Source organism: Desulfonispora thiosulfatigenes DSM 11270 (assembly GCF_900176035.1).
Lineage (GTDB): Bacteria > Bacillota > Peptococcia > Peptococcales > Desulfonisporaceae > Desulfonispora > Desulfonispora thiosulfatigenes.
This window is the reverse complement of sequence record NZ_FWWT01000023.1, coordinates 128,232-146,223: the sequence shown is the minus strand read 5'-3', so window position 1 is coordinate 146,223 and position 17,992 is coordinate 128,232. Positions and strand designations below refer to the sequence as shown.

Genomic DNA, 17,992 nt, shown 5'->3' with positions numbered 1-17,992 from the left:
TTAAATAATGCTTCTATTACAACGTTGCATTCCTTTTGTTTAGAAATAGTAAGAGAAAACTTTTTCATGTTAGATATCGATCCAAACTTTAGAATTGTAAACGATACTGAAGGTGAATTGCTAAGGTTCGATGCAGTCGAAGAAGTTTTAGAAGAACATTATATCAACAGTAAGGAAGATGATCTGTTTTTAAAACTCATCGATGCATATGGAGGAGAAAAAGACGATAGTATCGTTAAAGAGTTGATCTTAAATTTATATGAATTTTCTGGCAGCAATCCTTGGCCAGAAAAGTGGTTAGATGAAAGTAGTGAAAATTTAAGCCATCTCGATTGGTTTAGCTATCTTTTACCTTTAGTTAAGGTAGAATTTAAAGAATGTGAAAATTTATTAATAAAAGCACTAAGCTTAGCTAATTCTTCTAAAGGTCCTTTAGCTTATACTAAGGTTTTGAACGAAGATTTAGCATGCATAGAAGATCTCATAGGAGCATGTAATAAATCGTGGGATCTTATCTACAATTCTTTAGAGGAACAACAATTTGCAAGATTACCAAGCATTAAGAAAAATGACGATGTTGACCCAGATTTAAAAGAATTAGTTCAAGGGTTACGCGATGAAGTAAAAAAGAAAATTAGTAAAATTGAAAATAAATATTTTATGCACAATTCTGAAGTCTTAGAGGCAGACCTGCTTGTAGTTAAACCCATGATGAAGGTTTTAATCCAATTGGTTAAAGATTTTAAAACAGCTTACTGGAATAAAAAACAAAAAAGAAATGTACTAGATTTCACGGATTTAGAGCACTTTTGTTTACAGATTTTATTAGAAAAAGACTCCAGCTTTCAAAACCTAAATGCTTCTAAGGTTTGCTTAAGGTTAAAAGAAAATTATGAAGAAATTTTAGTAGATGAGTATCAAGACATTAATGATGTCCAAGAAACTATACTTCACTTAGTTTCAAAAAATAACAATCGTTTTATGGTTGGCGATGTTAAACAAAGTATTTATCGTTTTAGACTGGCTAATCCAGAACTTTTTATAGAAAAATATCGAAATTATGAAAAATCTCCCCAGGACATAAGGATAGATTTATCTAAAAATTTTCGCTGTCGTGAGGAAATTGTTGATGGCGTTAATTTTATTTTTAGCCAAATTATGAATACTGAATTTGGTAAGATTGATTATGATGATAAAGCAAAATTGATTTTAGGAGCAAGTTATCCTGATATAGCGGAAGAAAGTTCAATTAAAGGAGCTATAGAGGTTCATATTTTAGATAAAAAAACAGATGATGAACAAAACTATCTACAAAGAGAAGCCAGCTTAGTAGGACGAAAAATAAAAGAACTTCTAAAAAAAGAGAGTAAGATTTTTGATAAAAATATAGGTGAATATAGAAATTTAACGTATCGAGATATAGTAATTTTGTTTAGGTCACCTAGAGGGAATGCGGAATTTTTTCTAGAAGAATTTCGTTCCTTAGACATTCCTGTATATGCAGAATTAGGAAGTGGTTATTTTGATGCAACTGAAATTAAAGTAATGCTTTCTTTATTAAAAATAATAGATAATCCATACCAAGATATACCTTTAGCTAGTGTATTAAGATCACCATTAATAGGCTTAAATACTGAAGAGTTAAGTATAATCGCCTTAAATAATAAAGAAAAGAATTTTTTTGAAGCGGTTAAACAAACAGCTGTCCAAAATCAAGATGAACTTTCTCAAAAACTAAATGACTTTTTACTAAACTTAGATAAATGGAGAACACTAGCAAGGCATGGTAATTTAGCAGACTTAGTGTGGGATTTATTCCTAGATACTGGTTATTATGAGTATGTAGGGGGAATGCCAGGTGGCAATCAAAGACAGGCAAACTTAAGAGTTCTTCATGAAAGAGCTAGACAATATGAAGAAACAAGTTTTAGGGGTTTATTTATGTTTTTAAGATTTATAGAAAGATTGAGAGAAAACAAAGGAGATATGGAAAGAGCTAGGGCTTTAGGTGAAAATGAAAATGTAGTAAGAATAATGAGTATTCATAAAAGTAAAGGTCTAGAATTTCCTTTAGTTTTTGTAGTAGGACTTGGGAAGAATTTCAATCTTACAGATTTAAATAAAGATATAATTTTAGATAAGGATATGGGTCTAGGACCCATGTATATTGATATTGATAAAAGAATAAAATATCCTACAATTGCAAAACTTGTGATTGAAAATAAGCTTAAAATAGAAACCTTGGCAGAAGAACTAAGAATTCTCTATGTAGCTCTCACCAGAGCACGGGAAAAACTTGTTTTAGTTGGTTCTATAAGTAATATTGATAAAAAAGCCGATGAATGGAGTCAGTTAATAGATAATGAACAGGTAAGGTTAACTTTTTATAATTTAGTTAATAGTAAAAATTATTTAGATTGGATAGGGCCGTGTTTAGCTAGGCATACTGATGGCGAAAATATTAGAAATTTAAGTGCATTATCAATCAATTCCATTTTAAAGGACAACTCAAAATGGGAAGTGACTTTATATCAAAGTGAAAATGAGATTGAAAAGGATGAAATTAAAAAAACTAATGAAGATTTATTAGAAAAAATAAATTACCTCAAACCTATTGAAGTTGAATCAGCTAAAGTTATAGAGGTTTCTAAAAGATTGGACTGGCAGTATTTATTTCAAAGTTCTCTTGGTAAAGAAGCAAAACTTTCAGTTACAGAAATAAAAGATAAGTTTAAAAAACCAGTAAGCGAAAATAAAAAGGATAAAAAAGAAGAAACTAAAATTTATACTAATTTTAATCGCAGACCTAATTTTATGCAAAAAGAAAAAGGACTAACAGCCTTAGAAAAAGGTTCAGCTATCCATTTAGTAATGCAGCATATTGAGTTAAATCAAGAAATAACGAAAGATTATTTAAATAACTTAGTTAATTTCTTAATAAATCAAGAAATTTTAACTAATGAACAAAGTAGGGCAGTAGATTTAGATTTAATCATTAATTTCTTTAAAAGTAAATTAGGTTTAAGAATGAAACAATCAAAAAATGTGAAAAGAGAGCTTCCATTTAGTTTAACCTTGCCTGCCAATATGTATTATGAAGACGTAGAAAATGAGAAAATATTAGTGCAAGGTATTATTGACTGTTTATGGCAAGAAGAGAAAGGGTTTATTTTACTAGACTATAAAAGTGATTATGTTACAAGGGACAATATACCAGAACTGGTTAATCGGTATGAAGGACAAATTAATTTATATACAAAAGCTATAGAAAAAATATATAAAGAACCAGTTGTGGAAAAGTATATATATTTATTTAATTTACAAGAGGCAATTAAGATGTAAGATTTTAAAGTTAATACCTAATTATGTAGGGAACTAGATGTTATAAATTAGTAAAACAATATCTAGTTCCTTACTTAATGGTATATTGTTCTTACACAAAATATGTGAATTCACTTTGGGGAAAATACTTAGCCATAAGATTTTCAAAAAAAACTCTTAGCTCTTTCATTTTATCCTTTGGATAAATATATTTACCATAACCAAACTGGCCATATTTATATTGTCTATTAACTTCATCCATAGGAAGAGTAGAACTTGGAAAAACCTCTAAAATTTGATTTTTTGCTTTAGAGGTAAAACGATGTGTAATAAATTCAAAAGCTAGGGAATTATGTAGATTAGGATTAAGTGTATCGCTTAAATGCTCAAAAAGTTCCGTGTATTCATTTTGATATCCCTCATATTGCATTATTGGTCCAATAATAAATCCTAAAGGATAACCTGCTAAAGATACCTTATGAGCAGCTTTAATTCTTTCTTTTAAACTTGCGGTACTGTGTTCGTAACTATTAATAACATGATTACTATTTAAACTAAATCTAAATCTAGTATTGCCCTGATGATCAATATTTAAAAGAGAATCTACATTTGTAAATTTAGTGACAAAGCGAAAACGGGCATTTTTTTCTAAACTAAAGAATTTGATTGTTTTAGCTAAAGAACCTGTAAAGGGTTCAGTTGGTAGAGGGTCAGATGTTGCTGCCCCTTCAAAAACTGTGGTCTCTGGCAATCTGTCTATAATATATTGTTTTGTTCTGTCTAAAATTTCATCAACATTAACATAAACCCTTAAATATGGTTTTTTACCTAAGGTAGTATTTAAATAACAATATTCACATTTACCTGGACAACTTGTAGTAAGAGGAAGCTGATAATGAGCAGACGGTTTGCAAGTTTGAAAGGTGTTTCCACGTTTAATTCCAATAACTAATGTATTTTTTCCTTCATAGTATTTTTCTGTAGGAGTTTTACCTGGGATACCAGTTATCCTATTATGAGAAGAAGTCTCTATTATAGGAACATGTAAATCAGATAATTGTTTATATATTTTTTGTCCTAAAGGATATTTTAAAGCATCAGGTTCGATAAACGCTCTTTTAGGTATATAAGGATAAATGCTCATATTTCCTCCTGAAGATAAATTTATGGTACTAATTAATTAAGTATCATAATAAGTAGTATTCCTAAAGTATGAGATTTTATAAATCTTAAAAGTTTAAATTAAAAAGGTCCACTGGTTAAAGTGGACCTAGAAGTTTAGGACTATTCCCCTAAAGCTTTATTTAACGCTTGTACTAATTCATCAACATTTATGCCGTGAGCAGCAGCTCCTTGTTCAATGTTTTCAAAACGTGCTGCTGAGCAACCTAAACAACCCATACCAAATTGCATGAAAATTTCAGCAGTTTCTGGATGGTTTTGCACAATCTCAATTATACTCATTTCTTTAGTTACCTTCATTGGAAATGTCCTCCTTTTTTATGAAATTCATGGTTTAGTATATCAAAATAGCTTTATTTTTACAATCAATATACAATAATTGCATTAAATAAAACTATAGTATATTATAAATCATATTGTGACTAATTATTATGATTTTAAAAGGTTTTAGTCTTTTTATAGCGAAATAATAATGGTTAAGATATCTTTACCTTTAGGAGGATTGAAGTTTGCTTTTACTTAGTTATATATTTGCAGGTAGTTTAGAATTGGCTTTAATAGTGAAATCATATCAAATAGGTAGCGCTGCCTTTGCGTGGTCATTTGGCTTTCTTTTTTTTATCAGTAGTGTATCAATACCAGTTGAGACAAGCAAAATTGGAAAAACAATTCGTCTGGAATTTAAAAATCTAGGTGTTAATACTGCAATATTTGATTTTCTTTCAAATGCATTTAGAATAATTACATATTTAGTAACATTAAGTGGACTTTTAAGTTATATATTAGGATTACTAATAGCTTATTTTATAACTTTTATTTTTATGGTTATCATTATTTCCAAATATTCTAAGATTGAAAAAAAGAGTTAACTAAATAAAACTAGTTATAAGAAGATATCAAAAATATATTTAAAAGAAATCTCTTAATATGAAACATCGAATGACTTTGGAGGTGAAAAGGTGCAATTGCAAATTGTCACAGATAGTTCAGCTGATTTACCAAAAGAAATAATAAATAAATATAGTATAGAGGTAGTGCCTTTAAGTATTCAAATTAAAAATGAAACCTTTTTAGATCAAGTTGAAATAAACAATGAAACATTTTATAAGAGCTTAGAGTCTTCTAAAGAAATGCCTAAAACTTCAAGACCAGCTCCCGCGTATTATGTAGATGTTTTTGAGAAATTAAGTAAAAAAGGACCAATAGTTTGTATTACCTTATCTTCTGGTTTAAGTGGATCTTATGAAAGTGCTGTCTTAGCCAAAAGTATGGTTAATGCCAAAATTGAAATAATAGATTCTTTAAATGCAAGCCTAGGGACAGGAATGAACGTTATAAAGGCTTGTGATTTACGAGAAGAGGGAAAAAGTTTTGAGGAAATAGTGGAGAAAGTAATAACTTATCGTGATAATTTAAACACTTTCTTTACTATTGACACATTGGAATATATTGTAAAAGGTGGGCGTCTTTCTAGCTGGGAAGGAGCAATTGGTCAAGTTTTTGATATAAAGCCAATTTTATATAATTTGCCGGATGGAACAATTGGTACTTTAGAAAAGGTAAGAGGTAGAAAAAAGGCACTTAAAAAGTTAGTGAAATTAGTCGAAGAAACGGGTAAAGATTTTACTAAGATAAAAATAGGGATATCTCACACAAAATGTTTATCTGAAGCTTTAGAAATAAAAGCAATTTTAAATGAATCATTAAAACCTCAAGAAATAATAATTTCAGAACTAGGTCCAACAATTGGTGCTCATACAGGATTAGGAGCTATTTTAATAGCACTATAAAAAAGGTTCAATACTTCGGTATTGGGCTTTTTTTTATAACATTACTTATACCTCATGAATAAGCTATAAAGAGACCTTTCTATAGAGGAGGGAAAAGATGAGGTATAAATATCGTAATTTAATTTTTGAAGGCGGAGGTATTAAGTGTCTGGCTTATGCAGGTGCTATAGATATATTAGAAGAAAAAAATATACTAAAAAATATAAAAAGAGTGGGTGGTACTTCGGGAGGTGCTATTTTAGCACTTTTATTTGGACTGAATTATAGTGTGAATGAAATAAAAAATATCCTTAATAACCTAGATTTCACTTTGTTTTTAGACAAATCATCTGCAATAGCGACAAATGCGCAAATGTTTTACCAAAAATTTGGTTGGTATAGGGGAGAAGTATTCTATAATTGGATCAGTGAAATTATTAAATATAAAACTAAAAATGAAAAAATAAGCTTTAAAGAAATATATATAAATAAAAGAAAATACAATTTTAGAGATATCTATATTATTGGAACAAATTTATCAACTGGGTATAGTGAAGTTTTTTCCTATGAGCATACCCCTAACATGGCATTAGCTGATGCTGTTCGAATTTCGATGTCGATTCCTTTAGTATATATTGCACCTAAAATGAATGGGGATATATATATAGATGGAGGCGTCTTAAATAACTATCCCATAAAGCTTTTTGATCGAATCAAATATATTGATAAATATTATCGTATTCCAGATTATTATCGAAATTACAATAATCTAAATAGAAATAATAAAGGGGAAAAATACGATATTTATGTTTATAATATTGAAACACTAGGTTTTCGTGTAGAATCAGAAAAAGAGATAGCTCTTTTTAATGAAGGTTATAAACCAGAAAGTAAATGTATAAATAATCTTCCGGATTTTATTTATAAATTAATTCAAACTATCATGGATAATCAAGCAAATGAACATTTGCATAGTGATGATAAAAGAAGGACAGTATATATTGATTCAGTGGGGGTTGGTTGTCTTTCTTTTAATATATCTGATGAAATCAAAAGTAATTTAATTCTATCAGGAAAAAGGTGTACACAAGAATTTTTTAATTGCATGGAAAAATGCAAAAAGGTCTAAGATAAAAACTTAGACCTTAAACTCTCATATCAAAATCAACTTTATCTTCTAAAATAGGATCTAGAGCTTTATCCAAAATTACAGTTTGAAAGAGAACGATAGTACCCATCGTAATTAAACCAATTAAACCCAAGATATTCATAACAAACCTCCTTATTGTAGTATTTATTAAAGTATAACAATTATACAATTTATGTGCTACATTTAATAAGTACTTATAAGATATTAATTATTTTTATGAAGAAATGATTGACCTATCATATATATTTGGGTAATCTTTATTTAATGAGATATGTTAGGAGGATTTTATATGTGTGAATGTTGTACTGAGCATAATCATATGCATACTGAAACTTTAAAAGTAGAGGGAATGTCTTGTGGGCATTGTAAGAAGGCTGTAGAAGATATTAAACAAGAATTAAACGGTATTGAAAACGTTGAAGTAAATTTAGATACTGGTCAAGTAGTTATAGAACATAATCCAAATTTAATTACAATTGATGCTATTAAGGCAGCAATTATAGACAAAGGATATTCTATAGTAGACTAGCAAAAACCTTAATTCCTTTGGAATTAAGGTTTTTTTAGCATATTTACCCAAGTTAGTTTAATATACATAATGAGGAAGATTTCTTTGAGAGGAATGATTGTATTGTTAGAAGAAACCGGGATCATAAATACTGGTACAATACACCATAATTTATCTGTTTCAGAGTTAATAGAAAGAGCAGTACAGAGAAAAGAAGGTATATTAACAGCTAAAGGTGCACTATGTATTGAAACAGGAAAATACACAGGGCGTTCACCTAAAGATAGATTCATTGTCGACGAACCTAGTATAAACAATGAAATAGCTTGGGGAAAGGTAAATATGCCGATAAGCATTCAAAAGTTTGTTAATATTTATAATAGAATGACAGCTTATTTACAAAATAAGGATTTGTTTGTTTTTGATGGATTTGCTGGAGCAGATCCAAAATATCGAACTTCTTTTAGAGTTATAAATGAATATGCTTGTCAGAATTTATTTATTAAACAATTATTAATTCGTCCTACAAGCGAAGAATTAAAAACTTATAAAAATGAATTTACAATACTTTGCGCACCAGGGTTTAAATGTAATCCTGAAATTGATGGGACTAATTCTGAAGCAGCTATAATAATAAGTTTAGAAAAGAAAATGATACTTATTGCAGGAAGTATGTATTGTGGTGAAATTAAAAAATCTGTATTTTCAGTAATGAATTACTTATTACCGAAAAAAGATGTATTACCAATGCATTGCTCAGCCAATGTAGGAGATAATGAAGACGTTGCCTTGTTTTTTGGATTATCAGGAACAGGAAAAACAACACTATCAGCAGATCCTAATCGAAGACTTATAGGCGATGATGAACATGGGTGGTCACCATTAGGGGTGTTTAACTTTGAAGGTGGTTGTTATGCAAAAACAATAAATTTATCGGAAGAAAAAGAACCAGAAATTTGGAATGCAATTAAATTTGGTACAATACTAGAAAATGTGGTAGTAAATAATAAAGATAGAATACCGAATTTTGAAGACAACTCATTAACTGAAAATACAAGAGCAGGTTACCCAATTAATTATATTGACAACGCACTTATTCCAGGAACAAGTAATGCTCCTAAGAATATAATTTTTTTAACAGCAGATGCTTTTGGAGTATTGCCACCAATAGCAAAATTAACAAAAGAAAGTGCAATGTACCACTTTTTATCAGGATATACTAGTAAATTAGCAGGAACAGAAAGAGGTATAACTGAGCCACAAGCTACTTTTTCAACGGCATTTGGTGAACCTTTCTTACCTATAAATCCAATAGTATATGCAAATATGTTAGGTAAAAGAATAGATGATTTTAATGTAAATGTTTACTTAATTAATACCGGCTGGACAGGTGGACCCTATGGAATCGGAAATAGAATGAATCTTAAATATACTCGTAATATGGTCACAGCAGTTTTAAAAGGCGATTTAAAAGACGTCAAATATGAATTAGATCCTATTTTTAACATACTTATTCCCATAGAATGTCCAAATGTTCCCGTTGAAATATTAAATCCTATCAATACTTGGGAGGACAAAGAAGAATACAATAAGAAGGCTATAGAGCTTGCAAGAAAATTCAAAGATAATTTCGAACAATTCGAAGATATACCAGAAAAAATAGTAAATGCTGGTCCATCTATATAAATAAAAATATTCTAGCACTAACTCAATAAATAAACCTCTATAGTAGAGGTTTATTTATTGGTAGCTTATTTTCAAAAGATACGGTATAATAAATAAGTATATATAACAAATCAATCCTTTTTGCAAAAAAGCTCAAAAAATAACGAAAAAAAGTTTATATTTTGAGGTTGACTAAATCGGTAAAAAACTATATGATTAATTTAAAGACAAGTAGTACCTAATCACATACATATGATATAAGTTATGGCAGTATTTGTTTTACATATAAGAAGGTTAACGATATTGAGAATTTTAATATGAATACATTATTTGATTCTAAATGTCATGTGATTTATTAGAAAGTTTCAAAAATTCAGACTATATTACATCGCTATTAACCTTTAAACAATATTTAATATTAATTAAGGGTTATAATAAATAATTAATTTACAAGGGGGTTTTTTCTCAAATGGCAAAAGTTAAAATGACTCCAAGTGAGGCTATGACTGAAGTTCTTGTTAATGAAGGTGTAACTCATGTTACAGGTATACTAGGTTCTGCATTTATGGATATGTTAGACTTATGGCCAACTGCAGGAATAGAATTTATCGCAGTTCGTCATGAGCAAACTGCAGGACATATGCAAGATGCTTATTGTCGTATTACAGGTAAAGCAAGTGTATGTATTGGACAAAACGGACCTGGTGTAACTAACTTAGTTACTTGCGTTGCAGCTGCTAACCAAGCTCACACTCCAATGGTAGTTTTAGGACCATCTGCTGGTACTCCAACTGTAGGTTGGGATGGTTTCCAAGAATGTGACCAAGTTTCAATCTTTAGATCAATCACTAAACAAGTATTACAAGTTCCACATCCAAGCAGAGCTGGAGATGTATTAAGAACTGCATTTAGAATTGCTTATGCTGAACGTGGACCAGTTTATGTTGACATTCCTCGTAACTACTTCTATGGTGAAGTTTACGAAGAAATTCTTCGTCCAGACCAATACCGTGCTATGAACGTACGTGGTGCTGGGGATGCTACTGAATTAGCTAGAGCTACTGAAATATTAGCTGCTGCTAAAAACCCTGTTATCATTTCTGGTAGAGGTGTTGTTGACGCTGATGCTTTTGCTGAAGTTAAAGAAATCGCTCATATGTTAACTGCTCCAGTTGCAATGAGTTACTTACATAACGATACTTACCCAGCTGATGATGAGTTATGGGTAGGACCTATCGGATATATGGGTGCTAAATCTGCTATGTACTCTTTACAAGATGCAGACGTAATTTTAGCTATTGGATCTAGATTATCAGTATTTGGTACTTTACCACAATACGACATTAACTACTTCCCAGAAAATGCTAAAATCATTCAAATCGAAGTTAACCCAAAACAAATTGGACGTAGACATCCAGTTACTGTTCCAATTATCGGAGATGCTAAATTAGCAACTGCTGAATTAATTAAATTATTAAAAGCTAAAGGTGACGTTAAGCCTAATGCTGAGCGTTTAGCTAAGATTCAAGAAAGAAGAAATGATTGGTTCAAGGAAATCGAAGAAATGGCTATGATGCCTGGTAACCCAATCAACCCAAGAAGAGTATTATTTGAAGTTGCTAAATTAATGCCAGAAGATGCAATCCTTACTACTGACATCGGTAATGTTGCTTCTACTGCAAACAGCTACTTCAAATTTACTAAGCCTAAGAAACACATCGCTGCATTAACATTTGGTAACACTGGATTTGCTTACCAAGCAGGTTTAGGTGCTCAAATGGCTGAGCCAGATAGCCCAGTTGTTGCAATTGTTGGTGACGGTGCATGGGGACAAAGTTTACATGAAATCAGTACTGCAGTACAATACAAGTTACCTGTAATCGCATGCGTATTCAGAAATATGGCTTGGTGTGCAGAGAAGAAAAACCAAATTGATTTCTACAACAACCGTTTTGTTGGAACAGAAATCCCTAACCCAATCAGCTTCATTCCAGCTGCTGAAGCTTTTGGTGCTAAAGGAATCAGAGTTGAAAAACCTGAAGATATAGCAGATGCATTCAAGCAAGGTTTAGCTTGGAGAGCTGAAGGACATCCAGTTGTACTTGAATTCGTTGTAGACGGAACTATCTTAGCTCCTCCATTCAGAAAAGATGCATTAGCATTACCAACTCGTTATTTACCAAAATACGAGCACTTAGATGCTAAATATTTCCCAAAAAACTAATTAAAGTAAAAGATAAAGCAAGGGGTTAACCCCTTGCTTTTTTTATTAATATAAAATGTTAATTTGTACTTAGTTGCCCAGAAAATACATGTGCAATTAAACACAAAACCCCTTATAATATATATTAGTTGATAAATCAAATTATGAAGATAACAGTAAACTATAAATTAATTTTTTAGTTTTCAATATTAGATAAAAATGTTATAATAACAATACAGCAAATGAAACCTTTCACAAAATAAATAAATTATATTAAATTAAACAATGATGTTCATTATTGTTTTTTCGTGATGTACCTTCAGAGATACTTTTTTCAGAAAATTGAATCTAGGAAGGTTTTTGGAGAATGAGCTCAAATAGTTATTAAAGATATTAATGAAAGTAGTTCTCCGTAAAAACCATATAAGGAGGAAATAAATCATGTCGAATATTCAATTAACATCTGGCTTGGAACAGAAAAAAGAAAACATTTCTTTACTTGCTAAACATAGTGGAGTCCAAGCATCAGATTGTTATCAGTGTGGTAAATGCACGGCTGGATGTCCTGCAGCTTTTGCAATGGATAAAACGCCTAATCAGATCATGAGATTAGTTCAACTAGGCCTTCTAGAGGAAGCTTTAAAATCTAAAACTATTTGGGTGTGTGCTTCATGTAGTACCTGTTCGACTAGATGTCCAAGAAACGTAGATATAGCCAATGTTATGGAAACCTTAAGGATCATGGCTAAAGAGAAAGGCTATATAACTAATAAAAACATGAACATATTCCATGATGTTTTTTTAAACTCTGTAGAGAGATATGGAAGAGTGCATGAAGTAGGACTAATTTTAGGTTATAACTTAAAAACTATGAATCCGTTAAAAGATGCACAATTTGGACCAGCAATGTTTTTAAAAGGAAAAATTTCTCCACTGCCTCACTCAATAAATGGTAAGAATGAAGTTAAAAAAATATTTGAAAATGCTCGTAAAAGAGGAGGTGTGAAATAATGAAGTATGCTTATTATCCAGGATGCTCATTAAAAGCTACTGGTATCGAATATGATATGTCGACTAAAAAAGTTTGTGAAGCTTTAGGTATTGATTTATGGGAAATTCCAGATTGGAATTGTTGTGGTGCTTCATCAGCTCATCTTACTAATCATTTATTAGCCCTAGCTCTTCCAGCACGTAATTTAGCAATTGCCGAAAAGGAAGGTCTTGATGTAGCAATTTCATGTGCAGCTTGCTATGCAAGATGCAAAACAAGTGAAGTGGCTGCTAAAGAATCAAAAGAGATGGCTAAAACTATTAGCGAAGTTATTGAACGCCCTTATGAAGCAAAAAATACAGTTAGATCATTAGTTGATATTGTAAATAATGATCTTGGATTAGATAAAGTAAAGGCCATGGTTAGTAATCCTTTAAAAGACTTAAAAGCAGTAAGTTATTACGGATGTTTATTGGTTCGTCCAGAAAAAATTAGTATTGATAATCCAGAAGATCCGACAGCATTAGATAAAATTACAGCAGCAACAGGGGCTACACCTATTGAATGGTCATGTAAAACTGAGTGTTGTGGTGCATCGCATGCGACAAGTGACCAACCTATGGGACTATCAATGGTTGAAAAAATATTAGACGGAGCTAAAAACTCCGGTGCTGATTGTATAATAACTGCTTGTCCTATGTGTATGAGTAATTTAGATATGAGACAAAGTCAAGTTGAAGCTAAGACAGGAAAGAAATATAATATACCTGTACTTTACTTTACTCAATTAATTGGTTTAGCGATTGGTTTAAATCCTAAAGAGTTAGGACTTGATAAACACTTCGTTAACACTATGGAAATAACTAAAAAAAATTCTCAAGCGTCTTAAGATAGGAGGGATATAGATGAGAAAGGTCGGAGTATTTGTATGTCATTGTGGTACTAATATCTCATCCGCAGTTGATGTTGAAAAAGTAGCAGAAAATGCCAAAAGTCTCCCAGGAGTAGCTTTTGCCACTGATTATAAGTATATGTGTTCTGAACCAGGTCAAGATTTAATCCAAAACTCTGTAAAAGAGCAAGGTTTAGATAGAATTGTAGTTGCATGCTGTTCACCTAGAATGCATGAAAAAACATTCCAAAAATGTATGGAAAAAGCTGAAAAAAATGCGTATATGACTGAAATCGCTAATATCAGAGAGCAATGTGCATGGGTTCACCCTAATAACATGGAAAAAGCAACTGAAAAAGCAATAGATTTAGTGAAAATGGCAACAGCTAAGGTTCTTAAAAATGAACCTTTAACAAGATCTACAATTCCAATTACCAAAAGAGCTCTTATAGTTGGTGCTGGTATAGCTGGTATCCAAGCAGCTATCGATATAGCTAATGCAGGCATTACAGTTGATTTAGTGGAAAGAGAACCATCAATTGGTGGCAGAATGTCACAAATTGATAAAACATTCCCAACACTTGACTGTGCAGCATGTATTTCTACGCCAAAAATGGTTGAGGCTTCAAGTAACCCAAATATTAATATAATAACTCATGCTGAAATCGAAAAAGTTGATGGTTTTGTGGGTAATTTTAATGTAGATATTAAGAAAAAGGTTCGTTATGTAGATATGGATTTATGTACAGGTTGCGGTACTTGTATGGAAAAATGTCCTTCCAAGGTTGTAAGTGAATTTAATCTAGGTTTAATGAATAGAAAAGCAATTTATACACCTTTTCCTCAAGCTATTCCAAATATACCTGTAATTGATAGCGAAAAATGTTTAAAGTTAACTAAAAATGTTTGTGGTATTTGTCAAAAAGTATGTCCAACTAAAGCTATAGATTTTGAACTGAAAGAAGAAGTAATTACTAGAGAGTATGGTGCTATTTTAGTTGCTACTGGCTTTGATTTATTCGATTATAGTTTAATTGGTGAATACGGATTTGGAAAATATAAAAACGTAATTAGTGCGTTACAATTTGAAAGAATCTTTAACGCTTCTGGACCAACTTCTGGAAAGGTTCTTCGACCTTCTGATTGGACTGAGCCAAAGAATGTAGTATTCGTTAAGTGTGCTGGGTCAAGAGAAACTGATGGGAAACCAGGTAAAACTTACTGTTCAAGAGCTTGTTGTATGTATACAGCAAAACAAGCTACTTTAGTAAGAGATAAATTGCCTAATTCAAATGTTTATGTATTCTATATGGATGTGCGTACTGCTGGTAAAGCTTATGACGAGTTCTATAATAGAACTAGAGAACAATATGGTGCAAACTATATTAGAGGTAAAGTTTCAAAGGTAACAAAAGAAGGGGAGCAGTTAATTGTATACGGTGCTGATACTTTACTTGGCGAGCAAGTAAAAATTGAAGCAGATTTAGTTGTTTTATCTACAGCTATGATTCCACATGTTGATGCAAAAGAAATGGCGCAAAAACTTGGTATTTCAACTGATAAAGATGGTTTCTTTACAGAAGCTCATCCAAAGTTAGCTCCTGTTGAAACAACTACAGCTGGTGTTTATTTAGCTGGATGTTGTCAAGGGCCAAAGGATATTCCTGATACTGTAGCTCAAGCTAGTGCAGCAGCGGCTAAAATTTGTGCACTACTTTCTAAAGCTGAAATGGAAACTGAACCAGTTGTATCTATTGTTGATAACAAGTTATGTTCTGGTTGTGGAATGTGTGCTCCTATTTGTCCATACAGTGCAATAGACTTAAAAACTATCCAAGAAAGAGTAATGGGTAAAACATTAGAAAGAACAGTAGCTAGCGTAAATGACGGTTTATGTCAAGGTTGCGGAGCTTGTACAGTAGCATGTAGATCAAGTGCTATAAATATTCAACATTTTACAAATGAACAAATCCTAGCGGAGGTGGATGCTCTATGTCTATAAATAGTGTACCTGAAAACTGGGAACCAAAAATACTGGTTTTTGCGTGTAACTGGTGTACTTATACTGGAGCAGACCTTGCAGGTTTAAGTCGCTTACAGTATCCACCAAACATTCGTATTTTACGTGTACCTTGTTCTGGTCGTGTTAATCCTCAGTTTGTTTTCAGAGCTTTTCAAAAAGGAATTGATGGTGTATTAGTATGTGGTTGTCACCCTGGTGACTGTCACTTCTCAACAGGAAACTACTTTACTCGTAGAAGATTCTTGTTAATGCAACGTCTATTACAATATATTGGTGTAACACCTGAACGTTTCCAAGCTCGTTGGATTTCAGCTTCAGAAGCTCCAGAATTCCAAGAGCTAATAAATGAATTTGTTGGAGACGTAAAAAAGGTGGGGCCTAATGGGAAGTTGAGGGATGCCCAATGAATGATATGACAAAAAAAATGCGTGAAGTGGCTAAAGAGCTACTATCTAATGGCGATGTAAAAGTTATTATTGGCTGGGAAAAAGGAACTTTCCCTAATATTTCTTGCCCAGCCTTTATTGATAAACCTGAAGATGTTGAAAGACTTGTATGGGATGATTACTGCCATGCTAACTTATCTTCATATTTATTAGACTATAGAAAAAGCGATGATAAAATTGGAATCTTTGTTAAAGGTTGCGACTCAAGAGGAGTAAATAGATTATTACAAGATCTACAAGCAACTAGAGAAAAGATTTATGTAATAGGTATACCTTGTACTGGCTTAAAAGATTCTGAAACTAATGAAAAGCCACAAAAATGTGTAGAATGTCGTTATCCTAATCCGTTAATTTATGATAAATTAATTGGTGAAGAACAAAAATTAAACGAAGTAGCTGCTACTGTTGAAGCTCGTGAGTTTAAAGACGTTAAAGGTATTGAAGCAATGAATACTGAAGAAAAGAATCAATTCTGGGAAGATAACTATAGCAGTTGTATTCGTTGTTATGCTTGTCGTAATATTTGTTCTGCTTGTAACTGTACTAGTTGTATTTTTGATACAACAGCTACCCAAGGGTGGATAGGCAAAGCTAATAATGTAGATGAAAATAAATTCTTTGCTCTTACACGTGCTTTCCATGTAGCTGGTAGATGTGTAGAGTGTGGAGAATGTGAACGTGTATGTCCAATGAATATCCCAATCATGAGCCTTAATAGAAAATTAACCCAAGATATCGGCGATTTATTTGGTGAATTCGATGCTGGAGTGAATGTTGAAAGTCCATTACCATTAGGTCATTTTGATAAATTAAATGATCCTGAAGAATTCAAGTAGGGGGTGTAAGTTTTGAAAACTATTAATAAAAGTAACTTAGCAGAATTTTTAGGCTTATTATCACAAGATTATAGAGTTTTAGTACCTGCTAAATTTGAAAACACAACTAAATTTACACCTTACACTAAAGAAGTAAATTTAGAATTAGACAACAATGTAATAATGCCTCCAAAAGATATATTATTTCCAAATACAGAAAAAATGTATACATTTAAGGCAATCAATAAAACTGTTGAAATCTTTGAAATGCCCAAGGATGCTACTAAACAAATTGTTTTTGGTGCAAGATCTTGTGATATGAAAAGCGTTGATTGTTTAGATCAAGTATTTTTAACAAAAGGATTTACAGATGATTTTTATAAAGATAAAAAAGACAGAAGTATTTTTATCGCTTTAGCTTGTAACAAGTCAGGAAAAGCATGTTTCTGTGAATCAATGGGTATTGATCCTCAAAAAGCAGTTTTAGCTGATATTCAGAGCTATGATTTAGGTGATAAGTTCGGTTTTGAAGCAGTAACAGATGCAGGTAAAGAGGTTCTTAATAAGGCTAGTAAATTATTAGCAGAAGAAAAGGCAACTGTTCCTAAATTTGAAGGATGCAATTTAAAAGCTGATATTGATGGAGTACCTGAAAAACTTAAAGGTATGTTCTCACATCCAATGTGGGAAGATGTAAGCCGTAAATGTTTAAATTGTAATGCATGTGCTTATGTATGTCCAACATGTCATTGCTTTGATATTAGCCAAGAAACAAAAGGTGAAGATGGTTGTAAAATTCGTTGTTGGGATTCTTGTATGTCTGGTGAGTATACGATGATGGCTGCACCTCACCAACCAAGACCAGGTAAAACTGAAAGAGTACGTAACCGTTTCATGCATAAGTTAAACTATTTTGTAGACAGATATGACATGCTTCTTTGTGTAGGTTGTGGACGTTGTGTAGAAGTATGTCCTGTTAACTTAGATATTACCTCCATTATTAAGAAAGCAAAGGAGGCGGTATAAG

Annotated in this window: 16 protein-coding genes; 13 read left to right on the top strand and 3 right to left on the bottom strand. The window is 31.7% G+C overall.

Annotated elements, in window-relative coordinates:
* Positions 1-3,342, top strand: a 3,342-nt coding sequence (addA, locus tag B8965_RS11925) for a helicase-exonuclease AddAB subunit AddA (RefSeq protein WP_144015924.1), incomplete at its 5' end; no start/stop codon positions are given.
* Between the two features lie 91 nt (positions 3,343-3,433).
* Here the strand turns inward: addA and splB are convergent.
* Both splB and B8965_RS11915 read right to left on the bottom strand, forming a co-directional pair.
* Positions 3,434-4,465, bottom strand: a complete 1,032-nt coding sequence (splB, locus tag B8965_RS11920; RefSeq protein WP_084054413.1) for a spore photoproduct lyase — start codon at positions 4,463-4,465, stop codon at positions 3,434-3,436.
* 140 nt (positions 4,466-4,605) lie between these two features.
* Positions 4,606-4,803 carry a DUF1858 domain-containing protein gene (locus B8965_RS11915; RefSeq protein WP_084054412.1) on the bottom strand — a complete coding sequence of 66 codons (198 nt, stop codon included), beginning with the start codon at positions 4,801-4,803 and terminating at the stop codon, positions 4,606-4,608.
* A 209-nt stretch (positions 4,804-5,012) separates the two neighbouring features.
* On the opposite strand from B8965_RS11915, the gene B8965_RS11910 reads away from it, so the two are divergent.
* The 3 genes from B8965_RS11910 to B8965_RS11900 all read left to right on the top strand — a co-directional run bounded on the left by B8965_RS11910 (position 5,013) and on the right by B8965_RS11900 (position 7,401).
* Positions 5,013-5,372 (top strand): hypothetical protein, encoded by a 360-nt coding sequence (locus B8965_RS11910; protein ID WP_084054411.1) that lies wholly within the window; start codon positions 5,013-5,015, stop codon positions 5,370-5,372.
* Positions 5,373-5,462: 90 nt separating this feature from the next.
* Positions 5,463-6,293, top strand: coding sequence for a DegV family protein (locus tag B8965_RS11905; protein ID WP_084054410.1), 831 nt, complete (start codon positions 5,463-5,465; stop codon positions 6,291-6,293).
* A gap of 97 nt (positions 6,294-6,390) precedes the next feature.
* Complete coding sequence (locus B8965_RS11900) at positions 6,391-7,401, top strand: patatin-like phospholipase family protein (protein WP_084054409.1); 1,011 nt, start codon at positions 6,391-6,393, stop codon at positions 7,399-7,401.
* Between the two features lie 16 nt (positions 7,402-7,417).
* On the opposite strand, the gene B8965_RS12995 is transcribed toward B8965_RS11900, so the two are convergent.
* Complete coding sequence (locus B8965_RS12995; RefSeq protein WP_278336359.1) at positions 7,418-7,543, bottom strand: hypothetical protein; 126 nt, start codon at positions 7,541-7,543, stop codon at positions 7,418-7,420.
* A gap of 168 nt (positions 7,544-7,711) precedes the next feature.
* Here B8965_RS12995 and B8965_RS11895 point away from each other — a divergent pair, with 168 nt between their 5' ends.
* The 9 genes from B8965_RS11895 (at position 7,712) to B8965_RS11855 (ending at position 17,991) form a co-directional block, all read left to right on the top strand.
* The gene (locus B8965_RS11895) at positions 7,712-7,951 is read left to right on the top strand and encodes a cation transporter (protein WP_200805925.1); all 240 of its coding nucleotides are present in this window, start codon (positions 7,712-7,714) and stop codon (positions 7,949-7,951) included.
* Between the two features lie 93 nt (positions 7,952-8,044).
* Complete coding sequence (gene pckA / locus B8965_RS11890) at positions 8,045-9,616, top strand: phosphoenolpyruvate carboxykinase (ATP) (RefSeq protein ID WP_084054419.1); 1,572 nt, start codon at positions 8,045-8,047, stop codon at positions 9,614-9,616.
* A gap of 448 nt (positions 9,617-10,064) precedes the next feature.
* Positions 10,065-11,819 carry a sulfoacetaldehyde acetyltransferase gene (gene xsc / locus B8965_RS11885; RefSeq protein ID WP_084054408.1) on the top strand — a complete coding sequence of 585 codons (1,755 nt, stop codon included), beginning with the start codon at positions 10,065-10,067 and terminating at the stop codon, positions 11,817-11,819.
* Between the two features lie 420 nt (positions 11,820-12,239).
* Positions 12,240-12,809 (top strand): 4Fe-4S dicluster domain-containing protein, encoded by a 570-nt coding sequence (locus tag B8965_RS11880; protein ID WP_084054407.1) that lies wholly within the window; start codon positions 12,240-12,242, stop codon positions 12,807-12,809.
* Entirely contained in the window at positions 12,809-13,678 is an 870-nt protein-coding gene (locus B8965_RS11875) for a CoB--CoM heterodisulfide reductase iron-sulfur subunit B family protein (protein ID WP_084054406.1), read from the top strand. The genes B8965_RS11880 and B8965_RS11875 overlap by 1 nt, the downstream gene beginning before the upstream one ends.
* 16 nt (positions 13,679-13,694) lie before the next feature.
* Positions 13,695-15,683, top strand: coding sequence for a CoB--CoM heterodisulfide reductase iron-sulfur subunit A family protein (locus B8965_RS11870; RefSeq protein WP_084054405.1), 1,989 nt, complete (start codon positions 13,695-13,697; stop codon positions 15,681-15,683).
* The gene (locus B8965_RS11865; RefSeq protein ID WP_084054404.1) at positions 15,674-16,111 is read left to right on the top strand and encodes a hydrogenase iron-sulfur subunit; all 438 of its coding nucleotides are present in this window, start codon (positions 15,674-15,676) and stop codon (positions 16,109-16,111) included. The genes B8965_RS11870 and B8965_RS11865 overlap by 10 nt, the downstream gene beginning before the upstream one ends.
* Positions 16,112-16,116: 5 nt before the next feature.
* Positions 16,117-16,986, top strand: a complete 870-nt coding sequence (locus tag B8965_RS11860; protein ID WP_242941990.1) for a 4Fe-4S dicluster domain-containing protein — start codon at positions 16,117-16,119, stop codon at positions 16,984-16,986.
* Positions 16,987-16,998: 12 nt separating this feature from the next.
* Entirely contained in the window at positions 16,999-17,991 is a 993-nt protein-coding gene (locus B8965_RS11855) for a 4Fe-4S dicluster domain-containing protein (protein WP_084054402.1), read from the top strand.
* Position 17,992: the final 1 nt, after the last annotated feature.

Bases quoted from the DNA above. Each gene is read 5' to 3' on its own strand.
- splB (WP_084054413.1), bottom strand. From the start codon at position 4,465: ATGAGCATTTATCCTTATATACCTAAAAGAGCGTTTATCGAACCTGAT.
- B8965_RS11915 (WP_084054412.1), bottom strand. From the start codon at position 4,803: ATGAAGGTAACTAAAGAAATGAGTATAATTGAGATTGTGCAAAACCAT.
- B8965_RS11900 (WP_084054409.1), top strand. From the start codon at position 6,391: ATGAGGTATAAATATCGTAATTTAATTTTTGAAGGCGGAGGTATTAAG.
- B8965_RS12995 (WP_278336359.1), bottom strand. From the start codon at position 7,543: ATGAATATCTTGGGTTTAATTGGTTTAATTACGATGGGTACTATCGTT.
- B8965_RS11895 (WP_200805925.1), top strand. From the start codon at position 7,712: ATGTGTGAATGTTGTACTGAGCATAATCATATGCATACTGAAACTTTA.
- pckA (WP_084054419.1), top strand. From the start codon at position 8,045: ATGATTGTATTGTTAGAAGAAACCGGGATCATAAATACTGGTACAATA.
- xsc (WP_084054408.1), top strand. From the start codon at position 10,065: ATGGCAAAAGTTAAAATGACTCCAAGTGAGGCTATGACTGAAGTTCTT.
- B8965_RS11880 (WP_084054407.1), top strand. From the start codon at position 12,240: ATGTCGAATATTCAATTAACATCTGGCTTGGAACAGAAAAAAGAAAAC.
- B8965_RS11875 (WP_084054406.1), top strand. From the start codon at position 12,809: ATGAAGTATGCTTATTATCCAGGATGCTCATTAAAAGCTACTGGTATC.
- B8965_RS11870 (WP_084054405.1), top strand. From the start codon at position 13,695: ATGAGAAAGGTCGGAGTATTTGTATGTCATTGTGGTACTAATATCTCA.
- B8965_RS11865 (WP_084054404.1), top strand. From the start codon at position 15,674: ATGTCTATAAATAGTGTACCTGAAAACTGGGAACCAAAAATACTGGTT.
- B8965_RS11860 (WP_242941990.1), top strand. From the start codon at position 16,117: ATGACAAAAAAAATGCGTGAAGTGGCTAAAGAGCTACTATCTAATGGC.